The 18,306-nt window shown below is 36.8% G+C and carries 10 protein-coding genes; 8 read left to right on the forward strand and 2 right to left on the reverse strand.

Annotated elements, in window-relative coordinates; all coding sequences use genetic code 11:
• The first annotated feature begins 62 nt into the window (after window positions 1-62).
• Window positions 63-794, forward strand: a complete 732-nt coding sequence (locus tag ACFSTE_RS13060; RefSeq protein ID WP_176027151.1) for a thioesterase II family protein — start codon at window positions 63-65, stop codon at window positions 792-794.
• Between the two features lie 289 nt (window positions 795-1,083).
• Window positions 1,084-2,151, forward strand: coding sequence for a YncE family protein (locus ACFSTE_RS13065; protein WP_378253473.1), 1,068 nt, complete (start codon window positions 1,084-1,086; stop codon window positions 2,149-2,151).
• A 26-nt stretch (window positions 2,152-2,177) separates the two neighbouring features.
• Here ACFSTE_RS13065 and ACFSTE_RS13070 read toward each other — a convergent pair whose 3' ends face one another.
• Window positions 2,178-2,741, reverse strand: a complete 564-nt coding sequence (locus ACFSTE_RS13070) for an AAA family ATPase (RefSeq protein WP_378253475.1) — start codon at window positions 2,739-2,741, stop codon at window positions 2,178-2,180.
• A 649-nt stretch (window positions 2,742-3,390) separates the two neighbouring features.
• Here ACFSTE_RS13070 and ACFSTE_RS13075 point away from each other — a divergent pair.
• From ACFSTE_RS13075 to ACFSTE_RS13100, 6 genes are read left to right on the forward strand one after another with little or no spacing between them, the layout of a single operon-like run.
• Window positions 3,391-10,341: an SDR family NAD(P)-dependent oxidoreductase gene (locus ACFSTE_RS13075; protein WP_378298175.1), complete on the forward strand. Its 6,951-nt coding sequence runs from the start codon at window positions 3,391-3,393 to the stop codon at window positions 10,339-10,341.
• Window positions 10,342-10,367: 26 nt separating this feature from the next.
• Window positions 10,368-14,666 (forward strand): beta-ketoacyl synthase N-terminal-like domain-containing protein, encoded by a 4,299-nt coding sequence (locus ACFSTE_RS13080; protein ID WP_378253479.1) that lies wholly within the window; start codon window positions 10,368-10,370, stop codon window positions 14,664-14,666.
• Window positions 14,654-14,962, forward strand: a complete 309-nt coding sequence (locus ACFSTE_RS13085) for an acyl carrier protein (RefSeq protein WP_176027146.1) — start codon at window positions 14,654-14,656, stop codon at window positions 14,960-14,962. The genes ACFSTE_RS13080 and ACFSTE_RS13085 overlap by 13 nt, the downstream gene beginning before the upstream one ends.
• A 12-nt stretch (window positions 14,963-14,974) precedes the next feature.
• Entirely contained in the window at window positions 14,975-15,802 is an 828-nt protein-coding gene (locus tag ACFSTE_RS13090; protein WP_378253481.1) for an alpha/beta fold hydrolase, read from the forward strand.
• Window positions 15,803-15,857: 55 nt separating this feature from the next.
• Window positions 15,858-17,051 (forward strand): glycosyltransferase, encoded by a 1,194-nt coding sequence (locus ACFSTE_RS13095; RefSeq protein WP_176027144.1) that lies wholly within the window; start codon window positions 15,858-15,860, stop codon window positions 17,049-17,051.
• Window positions 17,052-17,081: 30 nt separating this feature from the next.
• A complete protein-coding gene (locus tag ACFSTE_RS13100) occupies window positions 17,082-17,585 on the forward strand; it encodes a hypothetical protein (RefSeq protein WP_176027143.1) in 504 nt (167 codons plus the stop codon).
• Here ACFSTE_RS13100 and ACFSTE_RS13105 read toward each other — a convergent pair.
• The gene (locus tag ACFSTE_RS13105; RefSeq protein WP_176027142.1) at window positions 17,574-18,305 is read right to left on the reverse strand and encodes a response regulator transcription factor; all 732 of its coding nucleotides are present in this window, start codon (window positions 18,303-18,305) and stop codon (window positions 17,574-17,576) included. The genes ACFSTE_RS13100 and ACFSTE_RS13105 overlap by 12 nt on opposite strands.
• Window position 18,306 lies beyond the last annotated feature (1 nt).

The raw sequence follows: 18,306 nt of genomic DNA on the forward strand, positions 1-18,306 counted from the left end.
AAAAATCAGTTTAGGTATAAATAGAATATCTTTAGAGAAAGAAAATTAATGTATAAAGATTCATGAAGATTATAGCATTGCCATTTGCAGGAGGAAATAAGTATAGTTTTAGAAAACTAGAAAAACATGTTCCCCCTTCTATACAGTGGATAACATTAGAGTTACCAGGAAGAGGGAGTCGATTTAAAGAGTCACGTCTGGAAGATATTTCTCTGATGATAGAAGATTTGCTTAGGCAGATAAAACCTCATATAGAGGAAAGCCCTTATATGATATATGGTCATAGTATGGGGACATTGTTGGGATATGAATTAACAAAAGCATTAATGCAGTTATCATATAAGCTTCCGGAATGTTTATTTTTTACCGGGAGGGGAGCTCCGAATAAAGTCACCTTTACCAAGAAATCAACACTTCCCAAAGATGTTTTTTGGAAAGAAGTAGAAGAGATGGGTGGGTTACCCAAAGAGTTACTGGAGTATGAAGATCTTTTGGATTTGAATTATCCGATTCTCAAAGGAGATTTCAAAGCTATTGAAGACTACGTATTTACTCCAATGACTTCATTATTTCCAATGCCGTTATATGTCTGTATGGGAGAAGAAGAAATAGGAGAAGGTCCCGGAAAAACTTCAATTGATTGTATCAAAGCATGGAATGAAAAAACAGATGCTCCTCAAAAAATACAGTGGATGCATGGAGATCATTTTTTTATTCTGAAAAATCCCAAAGAAATTGTAGATAGAATTGTCAATGCATTTCATGAAGCAACTGGTGTCATAGCTAATTTTTAAGCATAAAATTACTTCGTACAGTCGGTATAACTTTTTCTGAATAGAGAAAACGTATTGAATAATGATTCCATTATTCAATACGTTTTTTTTATGAAGATAATTGTAATGAGATACGGGAAAAATTGAAATATTATCAGTGAAAACAGTATAATTTATTTAACATTTTTAATTTTTTTTTAACATTAAATAAAAGAGGGTGTTTCTTCTTTTTGTCTGTAAATCTGTGTTTTATGTGTAAATTAATAATGTTATACAAACCAAATTATCTAATTATTTAATATTTCACACAATGAAAAAAGCAGTTTTATTTTTAATGATGGGAGTATGCGTATTATTGTTATCATGTGATACGGATATTGCAACTTCCGAGAATCAAGTAATAGAAGGGGATCAGGATCAAAAAAAGAACGATAGATCATGGTATTCGGGAAAAGAATATTTTCTGGTAGCCAATAGAGGTTCTGCTACTGTGAGTGTTTTTAATGCAAAAAATACAGAATTTATCAAAGACATCACACTTCCTGATCCAGGAGCACAACCCACTTATTTAGCACATAGTAGAAGAAAAAGTAGAATATATGTGGGAGATTTCATTAATAAGAAAGTCGTGTATTATGATAGTGCTACTTTTGAGTTAGAGGGAGAAATTGATATAGAAGAAGGTGCTTTTCATATGTGGTTGAATGACCGTGTAGGACAGTTGTGGGTTAATAATATCGTATCAAAAACAACTTCTGTCATTGACTTGAATACCAATACAGTTATAGAAACATTGTCTTTGCCGGTGAATGAAATTCCGGAATTGACAGAAAATGCAGTACAGCATGATGTGACCATTTCACCTAGTGGAGTTGCGGCATATGTAACGATATTAGATGGAGCTGATAAAAGCTATGTAGTGATGTATAGTACGCGAACAATGAAATATCTAAAACATGAAGAAGTAGGGGGAGATGCCCATTTATTACCAGTTGGCTATAAATTATATGTGCCGGCTCAAAATGAAAATAAATTGACAGTATTTAGCCGTTTTAACCTGAGTAAACTGGGAGAAGTTCCGTTTGAGTCTACACATGGAGTAGCCAATAGCAGGCGATTTATCTTTACCACAGGAATTGGTGTAAATAAAATAGGAGTTTTAGATCGATATACGAATAAAGTAGTTTCTGAGATAACAACAACATATGATATACCTCACAATCTGGCAGTCAATAGGAGAGGAACCATTTTATTTTTGTCTCATTCAGGAGGGACAGCAACCAAAGTCGTTTTTTATCGCATAAAAAGAAATGGACAATTAGAAGAAATTTCAGCACATGATTCGGGAACAAATCCGTTTGGAGTTCTAAGCTATTAAGAAAGAAGGAAACTTATAAAAGCCGCTTATTCAAGTGGCTTTTTTTTATTTTTTAATATGTGTATTTGTTCCAAGGTACTGTGTAAGCGATCTTTTCGGGTGGTATCTCCTTCAATTTTTAGAACAGGACAGCTGAGTTTTTGTATCCATTGATGATGAATGCTGATACTCCTTCCTTCAAAATTAGGATCATCATATTGAGCTGCCCAATTTAGAAAATCAGAAGAGTTTTTCCGGATTGCTATATCAGTATTCAGGGAAGTTCCATAACGCAATTCTTCTCTTTTTCGCAAGCGTTCTAATCGAATGCCTGGAGGAATGTATAAAAATACAGCAAGCTCAAAAGCATGTTCCCATTCAGGCCCCCAGCTTACTAATGACCCACTAAGAACGACAGATGGATGTAAGGAATAATCTTTCCATAAGGCAAGATTACGCTCTTTAAGAGGTATTTTTAGCTGAAAAGGAGGAACTGTTTTTTTCCAGTAATAGTCATCAACATCTAAATGAGGGCAGGAAAGCACTTTTGCTAATTCTCTACCCAATGTGGTAGTACCAGAACCGGAAGCGCCAAAAATTATAATTTTCATGTTTTAGTAGCTTCAAAATCAATAAAGTGTAAAAATAAATTATTGTATGATAATTCTCCTTTTTTTTATTGTTGATAATGAAGTAAAAAAAAACACCTTTTTTGAGAAAAAATACATTAAAAGCCCCTTTAGATTCATAAAAATCAAATTAACAATTCGATAACATTTTTAGAAAAAAGTTATTGTAATTTTAAGATAACCAAATAATCAATCAGTATTAATAATAGGTACTTCAGTATAACCGCTGATTGTTTATAAACCAATTAAATTACTTTTTAAACCTAAACTAAACTTAATTATGAAAGAATCTCAATATATAGAATACTGATTTCTTTTTAATAAGGAGGGTTGTTTTTTCTTTATATAATATTATATGTAACCTCGATACTCTCCTTTTTAATACAACTATTACACCTAAAAAGTTTATAAAACAATTTGTTTCATAGCTCAGATATATTCTGTTGTTCTATTCGGTATACACGTAATTGTTTTTTATAAAAGTTCTCAATAAATAGATTAGAGAACAGAGCTTCTTTTGCTTTTTTAAAAAAAGAGAAGCAGGTTCAGTGTACATCATTTTATATGTATCGGATCATTGTACCTACTTCTGATTAAAATTCTTATGAACCTTTTTAACGCTGCCAGCATTATGAATTCACACAAGATTATAGCTATTACTCCTTTTGAGTACCCATGTTCAGATTTTCTTATAGCACTATTAGAAACAACTGCATTTCCCATTCTACATTTAGGATATAATAAAAAAATAGCAGAAGAAGCGATTTCATCAATTATTCGTAAGACCACTAAGCCTTTTGGAGTTTGTATGACTAAAAACGGAGTGATAGATCTATCACTTCCAGAACAGGTAACATTGGTTATCTCTGATACAATGACAGCTATTGATAATTATGAAAATAAAAAAGTCTTTATTCAGGCGAATAGTGCACAAGAAGGGATAGAAATAGCAAAAAAGAAGGCTGTTGATGGGCTTATTATCAAAGGGAACGAGTCTGGTGGTTTTGTAGGAGATACCTCCGCTTTTATCATGTTTCAGCAGTTAATAAATACAATAGAAAAACCCATATGGATTCAGGGAGGAATAGGAATGCATACAGCGCCTGCATTTATTTTATCTGGAGCAAGGGGAGTAGTTCTAGACAGTCAGTTAGCTCTTTTTTCTAAAGGAAGATTATCGGATGAAACTAAAAAAATACTAGAAAAGCCGGATGGTATTACTACCAAAATTATAGAAGGGAATAGAGTATTGGTTCGTCCGGATTCACCAGCTATTTCTTCCGGAAGTATAAGATCGTATCTGGGGGCACTCAATCACAAGGAAGGTTATATTTCTTTGGGGCAGGATGCTTCTTTTGCAAAAGGGTTCAAAGAGCGTTTCAGAAGTCTTAAAAAAATGATTTTTGGATTAGAAGAAGCCATTCATGCACATATTAAACAAGTAAAATCAGAATCGGTTTTGAAAGAAGGAAATCCTTTGGCAAAAGATTTGGCTATTCGATTTCCGATTGCTCAGGGACCAATGACCCGGGTTAGTGATACCCCGGAGTTTGCTAATTCGGTAGCAACAGCAGGAGGGGTCCCTTTTATCGCTTTATCTCTGGTCAAAGGAGAAAAAGCCAAGACAATGATCTCAGAAACTAAAGAATTATTAGGAAATAAAACATGGGGGGTTGGAATTCTGGGATTTGCTCCGGCAGAAGTAAGAGAAGAACAATTAAGTTATATAAAAGAAGCAAAACCTCCGGTAGTATTAATTGCAGGAGGAAGACCTTCGCAAGCAAAGCCCCTGGAAGCTATTGGAATCAAAACATTCTTACATGTTCCTTCTACCAGTTTATTAGATATGTATCTCAAAGAAGGAGCCAGAGGGTTTGTTTTTGAAGGTAGAGAATGTGGAGGGCATGTCGGACCACTATCGAGTCTGGTATTATGGGAGCGACAAGTAGAGCGATTATTACAAGAAGATAACCTGGAAGATATCCGTATTCTTTTTGCAGGAGGAATTCACGATGCAAGATCCGCAGCTATGGTAAGTACAATAGCAGCTCCATTAGCATTTAAAGGGGCTAAAATAGGGGTCTTGATGGGAACCTCATATCTCTTTACCCAAGAAGCCGTAGAAAGTGGTGCCATATTACCTCAATTTCAGCATCAGGCAATAGAAAAAAGTGAAACAACTTTACTGGAAACAGCTCCAGGGCATGAGACCCGTTGTCTAAAAACCCCTTATGTTGATTTTTTTACACGCGAAAAAAGAAATTATATCTCCAAAGGCACCGATAAAAAAGAAATATGGGCAGAATTAGAACAATTAAATGTCGGTCGATTGCGAATAGCTTCCAAAGGAATAGAAAGAAAAGGAAGTATACTGGAAAAAGTCTCTGATGCGGAGCAGCTACAGACAGGAATGTATATGATTGGCGATGTGGCAGCTTTGAGAGATAAAGTTACTACCATGGATCAGTTACACAAAGAGATTACTGAAGGTAGTATCGAGATGATACATAAGGCAAGCGTACCTGCGTACCCCCAGCGACATAAGAAATCTCTTGATGTAGCAATTGTAGGAATGTCATGTGTATTTCCCGAAGCTAAAAATCTGGACGAATACTGGACAAATATTGTTACAGGGAAAAACTGTGTAACAGAAGTTCCTGATGATCGATGGAATAAAGATATTTATTATAATAATGATTCGGTAGCATGCGATAAGTCGGATTCAAAATGGGGAGGATTTATTCCGGAAATAGATTTTGATCCTATGGAGTTTGGGATTCCTCCACAATCATTAGCCTCTATTGATGCTTCACAATTGTTGAGCCTGCTGGTTGCTAAGCGTGCATTAGAAGATGCAGGGTATTCGGATCATACTACAGAACGGGAAAATGTATCTGTAATTTTTGGAGCGGAAGGAGGAAATGATCTGGCGACAAGTTATGGATTCAGAGCATTTTACCCACAAGTATTTGGGACACTTCCTCCTGAGTTAGACGAAGCATTACCAAAGTTTACCGAGGACTCTTTTCCCGGGATTTTAGCCAATGTTATTTCGGGGAGAATTACGAATCGGTTAGACCTCGGAGGAAGAAACTATACTGTAGATGCAGCTTGTGCATCGTCTTTGGCAGCCTTAGAATTAGCCTGTCAGGAGTTGGTTTTAGAAAAATCAGATATGGTACTGGCAGGAGGAACGGACCTACATAATGGGATCAATGACTATTTAATGTTTTCCAACACCCATGCATTGTCAAAAAAAGGAAGGTGCAAAACCTTTGACAAAGAAGCAGATGGGATCGCATTGGGAGAAGGCGTAGCAGTAGTCGTACTAAAAAGATTGGAAGATGCAGAGAGAGATAACGATCGTATATACGCTGTTATCAAAGGAGTGGGAGGAGCAAGTGACGGAAAAAGTTTGGGACTTACTGCTCCCAGAAAAACAGGGCAGCTCAGAGCTCTGGAGAGAGCCTACGAACAAGCAGGGGTTTCCCCTGGAGAAATCACTCTGATAGAAGCACATGGAACAGGAACTGTAGTAGGTGATAAAACAGAAATCAGTGCATTAGATACCTTGATGGTACAGGCAGGTGCTTTAAAAAATCAAGTGCAGTTAGGGTCGGTTAAGACGCAAATAGGGCATACTAAATGTGCAGCGGGGTTAGCAGGTCTTATTAAAACTGCTTTGGCATTATATCACGGAATAAAACCTCCGACAATTCAGTTAGAAAATCCGAATCCGTTTTATAATAAAACCACCAGCCCTTTTTCATTTAATATTACAGCCGGATTATGGAATGACGAAAAGAAATATGCGGGAGTAAGTGCATTTGGATTTGGAGGAACTAATTTTCATACGGTTTTAGAAGCTTCCAGAAAAGAAATATCTCCAAAGTCAGTATTGGAAGTTTGGCCATCAGAATTATTAGTATTCAGAGGAACAACCTATGAAGAAGCGATGATAGTTCTTAAGAAAACAGTAGCTATACTTTCGGTAAATGAAACACTGAAACTAAGAGATATCGCTTATAGTCTCTTTCGATATAATGAAGCTCCGATTCAGGTTACTGTAGTAGCGAGTACGCCCTTGGATGCTTTGCAAAAAATGGAAAAAACCTTGGTGTCAGAAAAAGTATCCGGAGTATATAGAACCCATCCTCAAAAAGGAAAAGTAGCCTTTATGTTTCCAGGTCAGGGAAGCCAGCGAGTGAATATGGCCAAAGCTCTTTTTGTGTCCTTACCATCTATGCGAAAAATAATAGAACAGCACCAAGAGCTGGAGCAGCTGGTATTTCCAGCTACTGTTTTTGATACAGACTCTAAAAAGGCACAAAAAGAAGCGATCAAAAGTACGGAGGTAGCGCAACCTCTTTTAGGAATTGTAGATATGGCTATAGCCTCGTTTTTAAAGCAATTGGGAATTGTCCCGGATATGGTGGCAGGTCATAGTTATGGAGAATTACCAGCCCTGTGTTTTGCCGGAGCTATCAAACAAGAAACATTAGTTCCGTTAAGTATTCATAGAGCACAGGCAATTTTAGACGCTATAGAAGAAGATCCCGGAACCATGTTGTCTGTATCTATAGCAAAAGAAAGACTGGAAGAAATAATAGCTACAGAAGAAGGAGTAACCTTGGCAAATAATAATGCTCCGACACAACAAATTGTAGCAGGTACGACAGCGGCGATAACAAAACTGGAAAAGAAATTAAAAGATCATAAAATAGCTTGCAGGAGAATAGAAGTCGCTTGCGCATTTCATAGTCCTCTTATTAAAAAAGCAAAAGAAAATTATCTGCGGTATTTAAAAACCATCGATATAGAAGTACCAAAATATCAGGTTTGGTCCAATACAACAGCAACACATTATCCTACAAGTAAAGAAGCTATAAAAGAAAGGTTGGCGGATCATCTGATACAACCTGTAAAATTTCAGGAAGAGGTGCAGCAAATGTATGATGACAATGCGAGAATATTTATAGAAGTAGGACCGGGGAATGTATTGACCTCATTAGTAAAAAGCTGTCTGGGTAATGAAGTAATTGCAATTGATACAGAACATCGAAATCAGGAAGGAATTCCATATCTGTTGCATGCAATCGCCCAATATATAGCCACCGGAAAAACGATTCTCTATGAAAAACTATTCGAAGGAAGAAAAAAGGCACTGATAGATCTAGATCAACCAGAACATTATAAGAAACCAAAAACAACCTGGTTGGTGAATGGACATTATACAAGACCTCTCTATGGAGAGATGCCTAAGCATGGAGCATTCCCAATAACATCCGCAATTCAGTTACATAACGCCAAACAAACAACAATGTATACTCCTGATATCACACAAAGAGAAGCTCTGATTCACGAATATCTATCCAATGTAAAATCCATGGTAGATGCTCAGCGAGATGTTATTCTTGGATACTTGGGGCAGCCTGTTCCCGGACACTATGAAGGTTCGAAAGAAGTAATGCATACAATTGAAGCTCTCAAAAGAACACCACAAAATGGGCAAGTTCATAGTAATGAAACTCCTGTTAAAGAAGTGCAAAGAGAAATAGATGTCAAGACTGTTCTACTGAGTATTGTAGCTGATAAAACAGGGTACCCGGAAGAGATGTTAGGAATGGAAATGGATCTGGAAGCAGATTTGAGTATTGATTCTATAAAAAGAATGGAGATCATTGGGGCATTAAAAGAAACATTAGGAGGGTTACAGGTAGCAGGTAAAACAGAAGAAGAATTGATAGAAGAACTGGCAGCAATCAAAACGCTAAAAGGATTGATCAATTGGTTACAGGAACACAATCAGAAAAGTAAAGAAACTACGGATATTACTGTAGCCGCAACTGAAATGCCTAAAAAGAAAAATGTACAAGAAATATTAATAGCGGTCGTATCAGATAAAACAGGATATCCGGAAGAGATGTTGGGAATGGAAATGGATCTGGAAGCAGACTTGAGTATTGATTCTATAAAAAGAATGGAAATTATAGGAGAGTTGAGAACGGCTTTGGGAGGTTTTGAAGTAAAGGGTAAAACAGAAGAAGAATTGATAGAAGAGTTAACAGCGATTAAAACCATACAGGGATTGATCACCTGGATCTCCAATAATGATATTTCAGATACTTCAACTGATCACATAATGGAAGAACAGGCTTCAGTTACAAAAGAAAATATACTGACACGCCAAAAAATCACTTTGACCAGGCAAGCGGGGGCTCCAAAAGAAAAAAGAATATTGGAGGGGAAGAAAATTGCTATAACGGACGAAGGGAGTAGCCTGGTTCAAACCATAAAAAAACAACTGGAAGATAAAGGAATGTTAGTAACCATTGTGTCAGAAAATGAAGAACTGCATACATATGATGGTTTGATATTACTAGACATATTAACATCTCCCAAAAGACCTAAAATCACCGATTTTGTATCACAGGTACAGCAGTTAGATGCTAAAAAAGCAATATGGGTATATGCGGTATCTGATCTAAAAAGTTATTTGGAGACATCAAAAGATCTAAAAATGCTAAGAAACTTTCAGGGATATGCCGGTTTCTTAAAAAGTTTGGATAAGGAGTGGGAACAAGTACAATGCAAAACCATAAATCTGGAGACCCAATTATCCGAAGAACGCATTGCAGAAATACTAATAGATGAGTTAGTACTAGTGGATGATCATGCAGAAGTTTTTTATGATGATACAGAGCGGAAAACATTTGAGTTAGTCCGGGAAACATTAACGAATCAATCAACACCTGAGATGACTATTGATAAAGATGGGGTCGTTCTTGTTCTAGGAGGAGCTCAGGGAATAACAGCGGAGATGATGGTGCGCTTTTCTCAGGAATATCCGTGTAACTATGTGCTGGTAGGAAGATCTTCAGATCCTAGAAAAGAAAAAGAAGATCGTTGGACAACCACCTATTCAATAGCAGAAATCAAAAAGAAACTAATCCAGGAAGGAATATTAAAGAAACCGGCACAGATAGAAGCAAAAGCAAAGCAATTGTTCAAAAGGAATCAAGTGCTACGCACCATAAAATCCTTAGAGAAAAATGGCGCCATAGTCACCTATCATTCGATAGACCTCAGAGTAGAAAAGAGGCTGGAAGAATTAATAGATTCCCTGTATGACCAATTTGGAAGAATAGATGGGGTCATCCATGGCGCAGGACTCTTGGAAGACAAATTATTTCAAAACAAAACCATAGAATCTTTTGAAAGAGTATTCACGACGAAGGTTACCCCGCTTAGAATCATCGCAGAAAAATTGAGAGAAGATGTACAATTTGTGGTATTGTTCTCCAGTGTAGCATCCGTTTATGGAAATAAAGGACAAACTGATTATGCTGCAGCCAATAGCGTGTTGGATGAATATGCCTGGGAATTAAAAGAACGCTTACAAGGAAAAGTGATCTCAATCAATTGGGGACCCTGGAAAGGAGCAGGCATGGTATCCTCTTCCCTAGAAAAAGAATACGAACGTAGAGGAATAGGCTTGATTCCGCTGGAAGAAGGAATAGAAACTTTTATAAATGAAGTAAAATACGGAACAGATAGTCAGGTATTGATCATGGCTGAGTAAAGAATAGTTCACACAATAAAAAAACCATGACGAATAAAACTGATATCGCTATAGTAGGAATGTCCTGTGTTTTTCCCGGAGCAGGAGATATAGACACTTTTTGGTCAAATATTATTAATAAAGTAGATGCCATAACAGAAGTCCCTGACCATCGATGGGATAAAACATATTATGATCCTTCTTCCTCTGCAATAGATAGATTTTATTGCAAAAGAGGTGGTTTTGTAGATGAATTTGCAGCATTTGACCCGGTAGCTTTTGGAATTTTACCCATAGCTGTAGAAGGGATGGATCCTGATCACCTGCTATCATTAAAAATGGCAAAAAAAGCTCTGGATGATGCAGGGGTTTTTGAGAAAAATATTGCGCTGGACAAAGCCGGAATTATTTTAGGGAAAGGAAACTATCCAGGAATACGTTCTTCCATGGTATCAGAAAAAATGAGAACCGGAGAGCATTTGGTTACTTTATTAAAAACAGTACTTCCTGATATTGCTCCCTCAGAATTAATCAAAGTAAAAGAAACATTTTTAGCACAAACAGGACGCTATGGAGCAGATACCACAATGGGGTTAATCCCTAATTTGGTAGCATCATTAATAGCCAACAGGTTGGATTTTGGAGGGACGGCATATACTGTGGATGCAGCATGTGCCAGCTCCTTGATAGCCATTGACCATGCCGTAAGAGAACTCAATTCAGGAAGATGTGATCTTGTTCTTGCGGGAGGGATTCATCTATGTCAGAATGAGAGTTTTTATAGCCTTTTTACCCAATTAGGAGCTTTATCAAGAAAGCAACAGATCAGACCATTTGATAAAGAAGCAGATGGTCTTGTTATTGGAGAAGGGTGTGGAATGGTTGTCCTGAAAAAAATGGAAAAGGCACTAGCAGATAACGATAGAATATACGCAGTGATAAAAGGAGTGGGAATTGCTAGTGATGGAGCAGGAACAAGCCTGATGAGCCCGTCCGTATCAGGACAAACCAAAGCAATTGAACAAGCCTGGGAAAATGCAGGAGTCGATAAAACAAATATAGGGTATATAGAAGCGCACGGTACAGCAACAGTATTAGGAGATAAGACAGAAATAACAACCCTTAAACAGGTGTTTGGAGAGAAAGAAGGAACCTCGCAAGTCGGTTTAGGAACCGTCAAGTCTATGATAGGTCATACAATGCCAGCTTCAGGAATTGCAGGTGTGATTAAAACAGCACTGGCTTTATATCATGAAAAACAACCTCCGACATTACATTGTGATGAACCCTTAGATATATTATCGGGGAGTAAATTCTCAATTTTGCAAGAAGAAATTGACTGGAAACAATCTGATACGCCTCGATATGCGGGTATCAATGCGTTTGGGTTTGGAGGGATTAATGCCCATGTCGTATTAGAGGGAGGAGATATTGCTAAGAAACAAAATGCTTCGCAAATAGAAAGTAACATAGAGAAAGACCCTGTGCTTTTATTAAAAAGAACCTCCGGGAGTGCATTAATCCATGCATTGGAGAATGAAGAAACGGAACTGGGAAGAGGAGATCACCGTATTGTATTGTTCAACCCTACTCCTGAACGCATAAAGAAGGCAATTAAGATTATAAAAAGAGGTCGATCCTGGAGAAATAGAAATGACATTTGGTATACGAGTACTCCTTTACTTCAAAATGGAGAAAAAGTATGTTTTCTTTTTCCGGGGCTGGATGGATTGGAAGATAGTACGACAGAAGATGTTTGTCGTTATTTTGATATTCCTGCATTAACGTATCAAAAGAATACAGAGTTGGTAGGCTCTGTAATGAGTGTATTTGCCTGTAGTATTATTTTAGATACGGCTCTTAAAAAAATGAATATAACTCCAGATGTGATAGCAGGTCATAGTCTGGGAGAATGGGTTGGATATATGTCTTCAGGAATTTGTGAAAAAGAAACCACCTTACAAACATTATCAGAACAACGATTGAGCTCTATAAGTGTTCCGGATGTGTTTTTTCTGGTAGTTGGATGTGGTTTAGAGAAAGTTCGTCCAATTATTGAAGGGATAAAAGATATATACCTTTCTCATGATAATTGTCATCACCAGGTAATTCTTTGTGGTAAAAAATATGCGCTGGATATCTGCAAAAGAATATTGGACGAGGCACAAATATTCAATCAGGTATTGCCGTTTCAGTCCGGTTTTCACTCTCCTTTTTTTCAGGAGTATGCCAAAGAACTGGAAGATATTAATGTTTGTATACAAAACGCTCCCCGTATTCCTATTTGGTCTGCTACCACTGTTGCTCCATATCCGGATGATATCGAGGGAATAAAAGAATTATCCGTTGATAATTTGTTAAAACCAGTACGTTTTAGAGAGTTAACACAAAAATTGTACGAAGAGGGAGCGCGTGTGTTTATACAAATAGGAGGAGGAGGATTGATAGGCTTTACAGATGATATACTGAAAGGAATGCAATATTCGGGAATATCGGCAAGTAGTACAAAACGAACGGGAATTAATCAGATTCAGCGAGTGATAGCAGCTTTGTTTGTAGAAGGAAGAGAAGAAGGGATTTCATTCTTGAATCGTATAGAGAAAGAAGTAAAAAATAAAGAAATTAAACTGGCATTAGGGCAAACGTTGATCAAGGATTTTGGAGATATAAAAATTCCTTCAAACTATGAGAAACGAATTCCTACTCATGAGAAAGTTACCCATAAACACCCGGTATTGAAACAGTTTCAGGAAAATTTTGAAAGCATTCAGAAAGCACAGTTAGCAATTACTGAGGTACTGGAAAAACAACTAAAAACAGCAGGGGAGAAGCATCATTATCTGAAATTGACTGATAGAGATACTGTTTTGACAAAAGAACCGATTCCTGAGGATTTCTCTAAGACAATAGAGATCTCTTTAACGAAATACCCCGAGCTGAAAGACCATGCAATGTATGAACAACGAGAAGGATGGATATATCCAGAAGATTTCTTTCCCGTAGTTCCCATGACCATGCTTATTGAGATTATGGCAGAAAGTGTATTGGAGCAGACTGTCGCTAAAAAAATCATTGCGATAGGAGATGTACAGGCATTTAAATGGATGGAAGCAGCCAGTCCTGTACATATAACGCTCAGTGGAACCTGGAAAGATGCGAATAATGCCGTAGTTTCTTTTGGAGAGTATGCTACAGCAACGATCAGCATAGGTGATGAATATAAAACACCTCCCTATACTAAGATTGAAGATTTGGGAGAAGAGAGACCAGCCCCATTAACAGAAAAGCAGGTGTATGAAGAACGTCATATGTTTCATGGCGAAGCCTATCAGGGAATTCGACAGTTTTTGCAAAACGGAACCAAAGGAATGAGTGCGTTAATCTCAGGAGGAACAGGAAAAGGTTCTTTACTTGATAATGCAGGACAACTATTCGGATTATGGTGCCATTGGGGGTTATCTGATGATTATGTGGCATTCCCAATGAAGATCAGAAAGATTCAGTTTTTTGATGATTTTCTGAAACAAGACGGAATTATAAAATGTGTATGCAGACTGGAAAAAGAAACTGACGAAATATTGATTGCTAAAATGATTCTTTACAAAGGAGATCAGGTATGGGCGACCATTACAGGTTGGCAAAATAAACGACTGGGCTTTGATGCTATTATGTCTAAAACTTATAGATCAATACGAGCACATAAATTGTCAGATGGAATTTTGCCAGGAATCTCATTATTTCACGGACACTATAAGCGAGTTACTGCCTGGGGGTATGTCATGAGACGTTACCTGAATTCTAAAGAAAAAGAAGTGTTTAATTCGTTAAAGCTTTCTCAACAACGTTCTTGGTTAATGGGAAAAGTAGCTATCAAGGATGCAGTGTGTAAGTATATTGCTGATACGACAGGAAATCAGTTGTTCCCAGGGGAGATAACAGTACATTCTGACCCTTCGGGAAAACCATATGTTACCGGAGAAGGAAATGAGTTGGAGGGAATCCATGTCTCTTTATCACATAAAGAAAAACTGGCAGTAGCCACTGTTTCATCAATCAGAAATCCGGGCATCGATTTAGAAGAAATAAAAGATAGGGGAGAAGGCTTTATAGCAGTTTCATTTCATGAGCAGGAAGTTGCTCTTCTGTCAGAAAAAGAAGCTTATTGGGAATGGATCACCAGAGGATGGTCGGCAAAAGAAGCTTATGGAAAATCAATGGGAATAGGATTAGGAGGAGCTCCTAAAAAAATAAGAATAAATGAAATTAAGGACGAGCGTATCAAAATAGAAGATACCTGGATTCAAACAAAACGATATAAAAACTATATAATAGCATGGATAAAGTAAACGAAAGACCTGTTACAGCAGACGGAATATTACTACAGTTAAAACAGATGATAATAGAGGTAGTAGGCGAAGATTTCTTAAGTCTGGAAGATATTAATGAAGATTGCTCATTTACGGACGATCTGGAGATGGAGAGTATTGAAATTGTACAATTTGCAGATAAGGTAAAAGGCATGTATGGAGAACATGTAGATCTAGCAGGTTGGATGTCCTCTATGGAAATGGAAAAGATTTTTAACCTGACATTAAAAGAGGTAGTTGCTTACCTGGAAAAAGCAATATTAGCCACTAACTAAAAAAATAGCAATATGGCAATTATCACTGTTAATAATGTAAAGTTTCATGTACAGGAGCTTAACCCTTCAGGTTCTCAAACCATTGTAATGGTATCAGGAATGGTAAGCACATTGGCACAATGGTATTTTACATTAGCCCCTGTATTAGCCAAAAAATATCATGTACTGATGTTTGATCTAAGAGGACATGGAAAAACAGAAAAAGTAACCTATGGGTATGATTTGACAACAATTGCATCAGATGTGATTGGTCTTATGGATCGCAAAAAAATAGCAAGAGCTCATATTTTAGGATATAGTTTTGGAGCGCAAACAGCGCTAAAATGCGCAATACAATTTCCAGAACGATTCGATAAAATCGTTCTTATAGAGTGTCCTAGTACACAGCACACTATGATCCATCGATATATGAAAGAAAATAAGATCACAGATATCGAGAAGGTGAAAAGAGAACTCCCTAATGATGTATTAAAAAGATATAACATAGAAAGAGAAACTGCTTTTGTAGAAGGGCAAACAGATAAGAAGAGAAAATTTTTGGGAATTTCAATGTTCAAAACATTCGAATTCTTGTGTCAGCAGACAACCTTATTAGAAGATTTACTCAGCGAAGATATTTTTCCCGAAGAAGATTTAGAGAAAATTACATCCGAGGTATTACTCCTGTTTGGAAAAGAATCTGATTGTCTCAAAGAAGCAGAAAGGCTACATAATCACATAGAAAGTACATCGTATTTCCTGAAAAATGGAGGACATTGGTTTATTATGGAAAATCCCGGAGATAGCTTTGATAATATCTTACATTTTTTGCAAACCCCAGTAAGAGAATTAATCAACTAGTAATAGCGTATAGACATTCACTTATTAATATGAACTAACAAAATAGTAAATCACAATGGCAAAGTTTTTATTTATAGTTCCTCCGTTTTGGGGACATATCAACCCTACTTTGAGCTTGGGAATTTCTTTACTGGAGAAAGGACATCAGGTAGGATGGGTTAGTATTACTGATTTTTCGTATTTACTACCTGATGAAGCTATTTTTTATCAGATAGAAAAGGAAAAATATAAAACCAAGGAAGATGAAAAGAAGTATCTGGAGGAAATGTTTAAAGATATTCCCAGAACATTTGGATTAAAAAGCGTAAAAGTTCTGTTTGAAGATGTACTGGTGCCATTAGCACGATATATGAGTAAGCATATACCTGAGTATATCGAAGCGTTTAAGCCAGATGTAATTATTTCAGATCATCAGGCATTTGCAGGAGCAATTTATGCGTATAAAAATAAGATTCCGTATGTGACCTCTCTCAGTGCTCCTACAGCAATAATGCCCTCTGAAGAATATCCGAAATTTGTAGAGTGGGAAGCTTCAAAGGTAGTAGGATTACAACAAGAATTAGGAGTATTGACAGATCAACCAATTGTCTGTTCAGAAACCTTATCAATGGTATTTGCGTCATCGATGTTTTTGGGTGCAAATGATCTGGATAAACGATACCAGTTTTTTGGTCCTTCTATAGGAAAACGTCCTTCTGATATGGAATTTGACTTTGATCGATTACAAAAAAGTAACCACAAAAAAATATTAGTTTCCATAGGGACTATTTTTCCGTCAGAAATAATGAAAGATTTTCTGTCAAAGGTAATCGCAGTTATGGGCAATACAGATACGATTGTGGTGGTAATTTCAGATCCGGATTTATTCGAAGAATGGCCGGATAATTTTATTGTCCAAAAAAGGATTCCTCAATTAGAAGTATTGCCTTATCTGGATGGAGTAGTCTGTCATGCCGGGTACAATACTGTTAGTGAGAGTATAGCCAATGGTTTGCCTCTTGTTGTACTACCGATTGCGTTTGATCAATCTCGAGTCGCAGAAAGAGTAGATGCATTAGGTTGTGGGATTCGATTGCGTTTCAAACGATTAAAGGAAGAAGAATTGGAAACAGCTATAACCTCTATATTGACGAATGCTTCTTATCGAATGGCAGCAGAAAATGTGAGAGATTCTTTTGTAGCCACAGGAGGCATTGAAGCAGCGGTAAAACAATTGGAAAGATTGGTACCACAACAAGTAGCACTTTGATCTATAATCTTCTTAAGACCTGAAATTAGTATGCTGACCGTATTAAAGAATCATGAACCATTACGTAAGTTCTTATTTAAAAGGGCTGTTGTTAATGGAATTTTTAATTGTATTTTGAATTATTTGATACAATATTACTCCTTGTTAAAGTTCGAATCGCTGGCGTTTTTTGAAGGAGAGCAATCAATGGCTAAGGTATTTTTACCCTTACTGTTTTTACTTCCGTTTTTTGTGACCCTGGATGTAGTAAAAAGAACGTATAAGGAAATCGAGAAAGAAAAATTGTCAATATTACATGAAGAAGATTTTAAGTGGTTGCGATTTGCCAGAATTCAAGGGGTGAAAAACGGTGGAATAGCCATAGGAATAGGCTTTGTACTATTATTGGTTACCTTGCAATTATTACCAGAGGGCTTTAGATTTGATAAAGCATACATTCTCGGAGTAGTTCCCGTATTAGCAGGGGTTTTGGCAGTAGTATATACATATTTACCCATTATTGATTTGCGAAAAAAGCAGAAACTAATTTTTTGATTTGGGCTGGATTTCTAGCCTGAATCCTTTATTGTGAATATTGATGATTTCAATCTGGAAATTAGGGTCTTCTTTTAAGTGCCCTCTGAGTTTGGTAATAAAAACATCCATACTCCTGGTAGTGTAATAATCGTCAGATTTCCATATAGAAAGAAGCGTTTTTTCTCTGGGAAGTACTTGCTTTCTGGCATCATACTCACATAACAATCGAAGCAATTCAGCTTCTGTTGGAGTTAGTTTTTTTGTTTTTTTATCGAGAAAAAGTTGCCTGGTTTCATAATTAAACTCGAAACTACCAATAGTATATAAAAGAGGCGTAGTTACCTGTTTAATAGCATTGTTTCTATGAATGACAATAGAAATCTTCATCAGCAGTAACTCGGAGTCAAACGGCTTAATGAGATAGTCATCTGCTCCTATCTGGTAACCTCTAAGCTGGTCTTCTTTTAAGGCTTTAGCAGTTAAAAAAATAAAAGGTATCCCAGGGTACCTTTTTTTTATTTCCTCTGCAAGAGTGAACCCATCTTTTCGCGGCATGTTTACATCCAGAATGCACAAGTCAAATTTTTTATTAGTAATAGCAGTGATGGCTTGCACCCCATCAGGAGCCAACGTAACTTCATACTCATGTAATTCCAGATAACTTTTCATCAGCATACCAAAACTGCTGTCATCCTCGGCTAATAAAACTTGAAATTTATCTTTGTAAACGGTTGTCATA

It is taken from the genome of Aquimarina hainanensis (genome assembly GCF_042684685.1).
GTDB classification, from domain to species: domain Bacteria; phylum Bacteroidota; class Bacteroidia; order Flavobacteriales; family Flavobacteriaceae; genus Aquimarina; species Aquimarina hainanensis.

What these genes read in the sequence shown, in the direction of transcription:
- ACFSTE_RS13060 (WP_176027151.1), top strand. Translation starts at nt 63, where the DNA reads ATGAAGATTATAGCATTGCCATTTGCAGGAGGAAATAAGTATAGTTTT.
- ACFSTE_RS13065 (WP_378253473.1), top strand. Translation starts at nt 1,084, where the DNA reads ATGAAAAAAGCAGTTTTATTTTTAATGATGGGAGTATGCGTATTATTG.
- ACFSTE_RS13070 (WP_378253475.1), bottom strand. Translation starts at nt 2,741, where the DNA reads ATGAAAATTATAATTTTTGGCGCTTCCGGTTCTGGTACTACCACATTG.
- ACFSTE_RS13075 (WP_378298175.1), top strand. Translation starts at nt 3,391, where the DNA reads ATGAATTCACACAAGATTATAGCTATTACTCCTTTTGAGTACCCATGT.
- ACFSTE_RS13080 (WP_378253479.1), top strand. Translation starts at nt 10,368, where the DNA reads ATGACGAATAAAACTGATATCGCTATAGTAGGAATGTCCTGTGTTTTT.
- ACFSTE_RS13085 (WP_176027146.1), top strand. Translation starts at nt 14,654, where the DNA reads ATGGATAAAGTAAACGAAAGACCTGTTACAGCAGACGGAATATTACTA.
- ACFSTE_RS13090 (WP_378253481.1), top strand. Translation starts at nt 14,975, where the DNA reads ATGGCAATTATCACTGTTAATAATGTAAAGTTTCATGTACAGGAGCTT.
- ACFSTE_RS13095 (WP_176027144.1), top strand. Translation starts at nt 15,858, where the DNA reads ATGGCAAAGTTTTTATTTATAGTTCCTCCGTTTTGGGGACATATCAAC.
- ACFSTE_RS13100 (WP_176027143.1), top strand. Translation starts at nt 17,082, where the DNA reads ATGCTGACCGTATTAAAGAATCATGAACCATTACGTAAGTTCTTATTT.
- ACFSTE_RS13105 (WP_176027142.1), bottom strand. Translation starts at nt 18,305, where the DNA reads ATGACAACCGTTTACAAAGATAAATTTCAAGTTTTATTAGCCGAGGAT.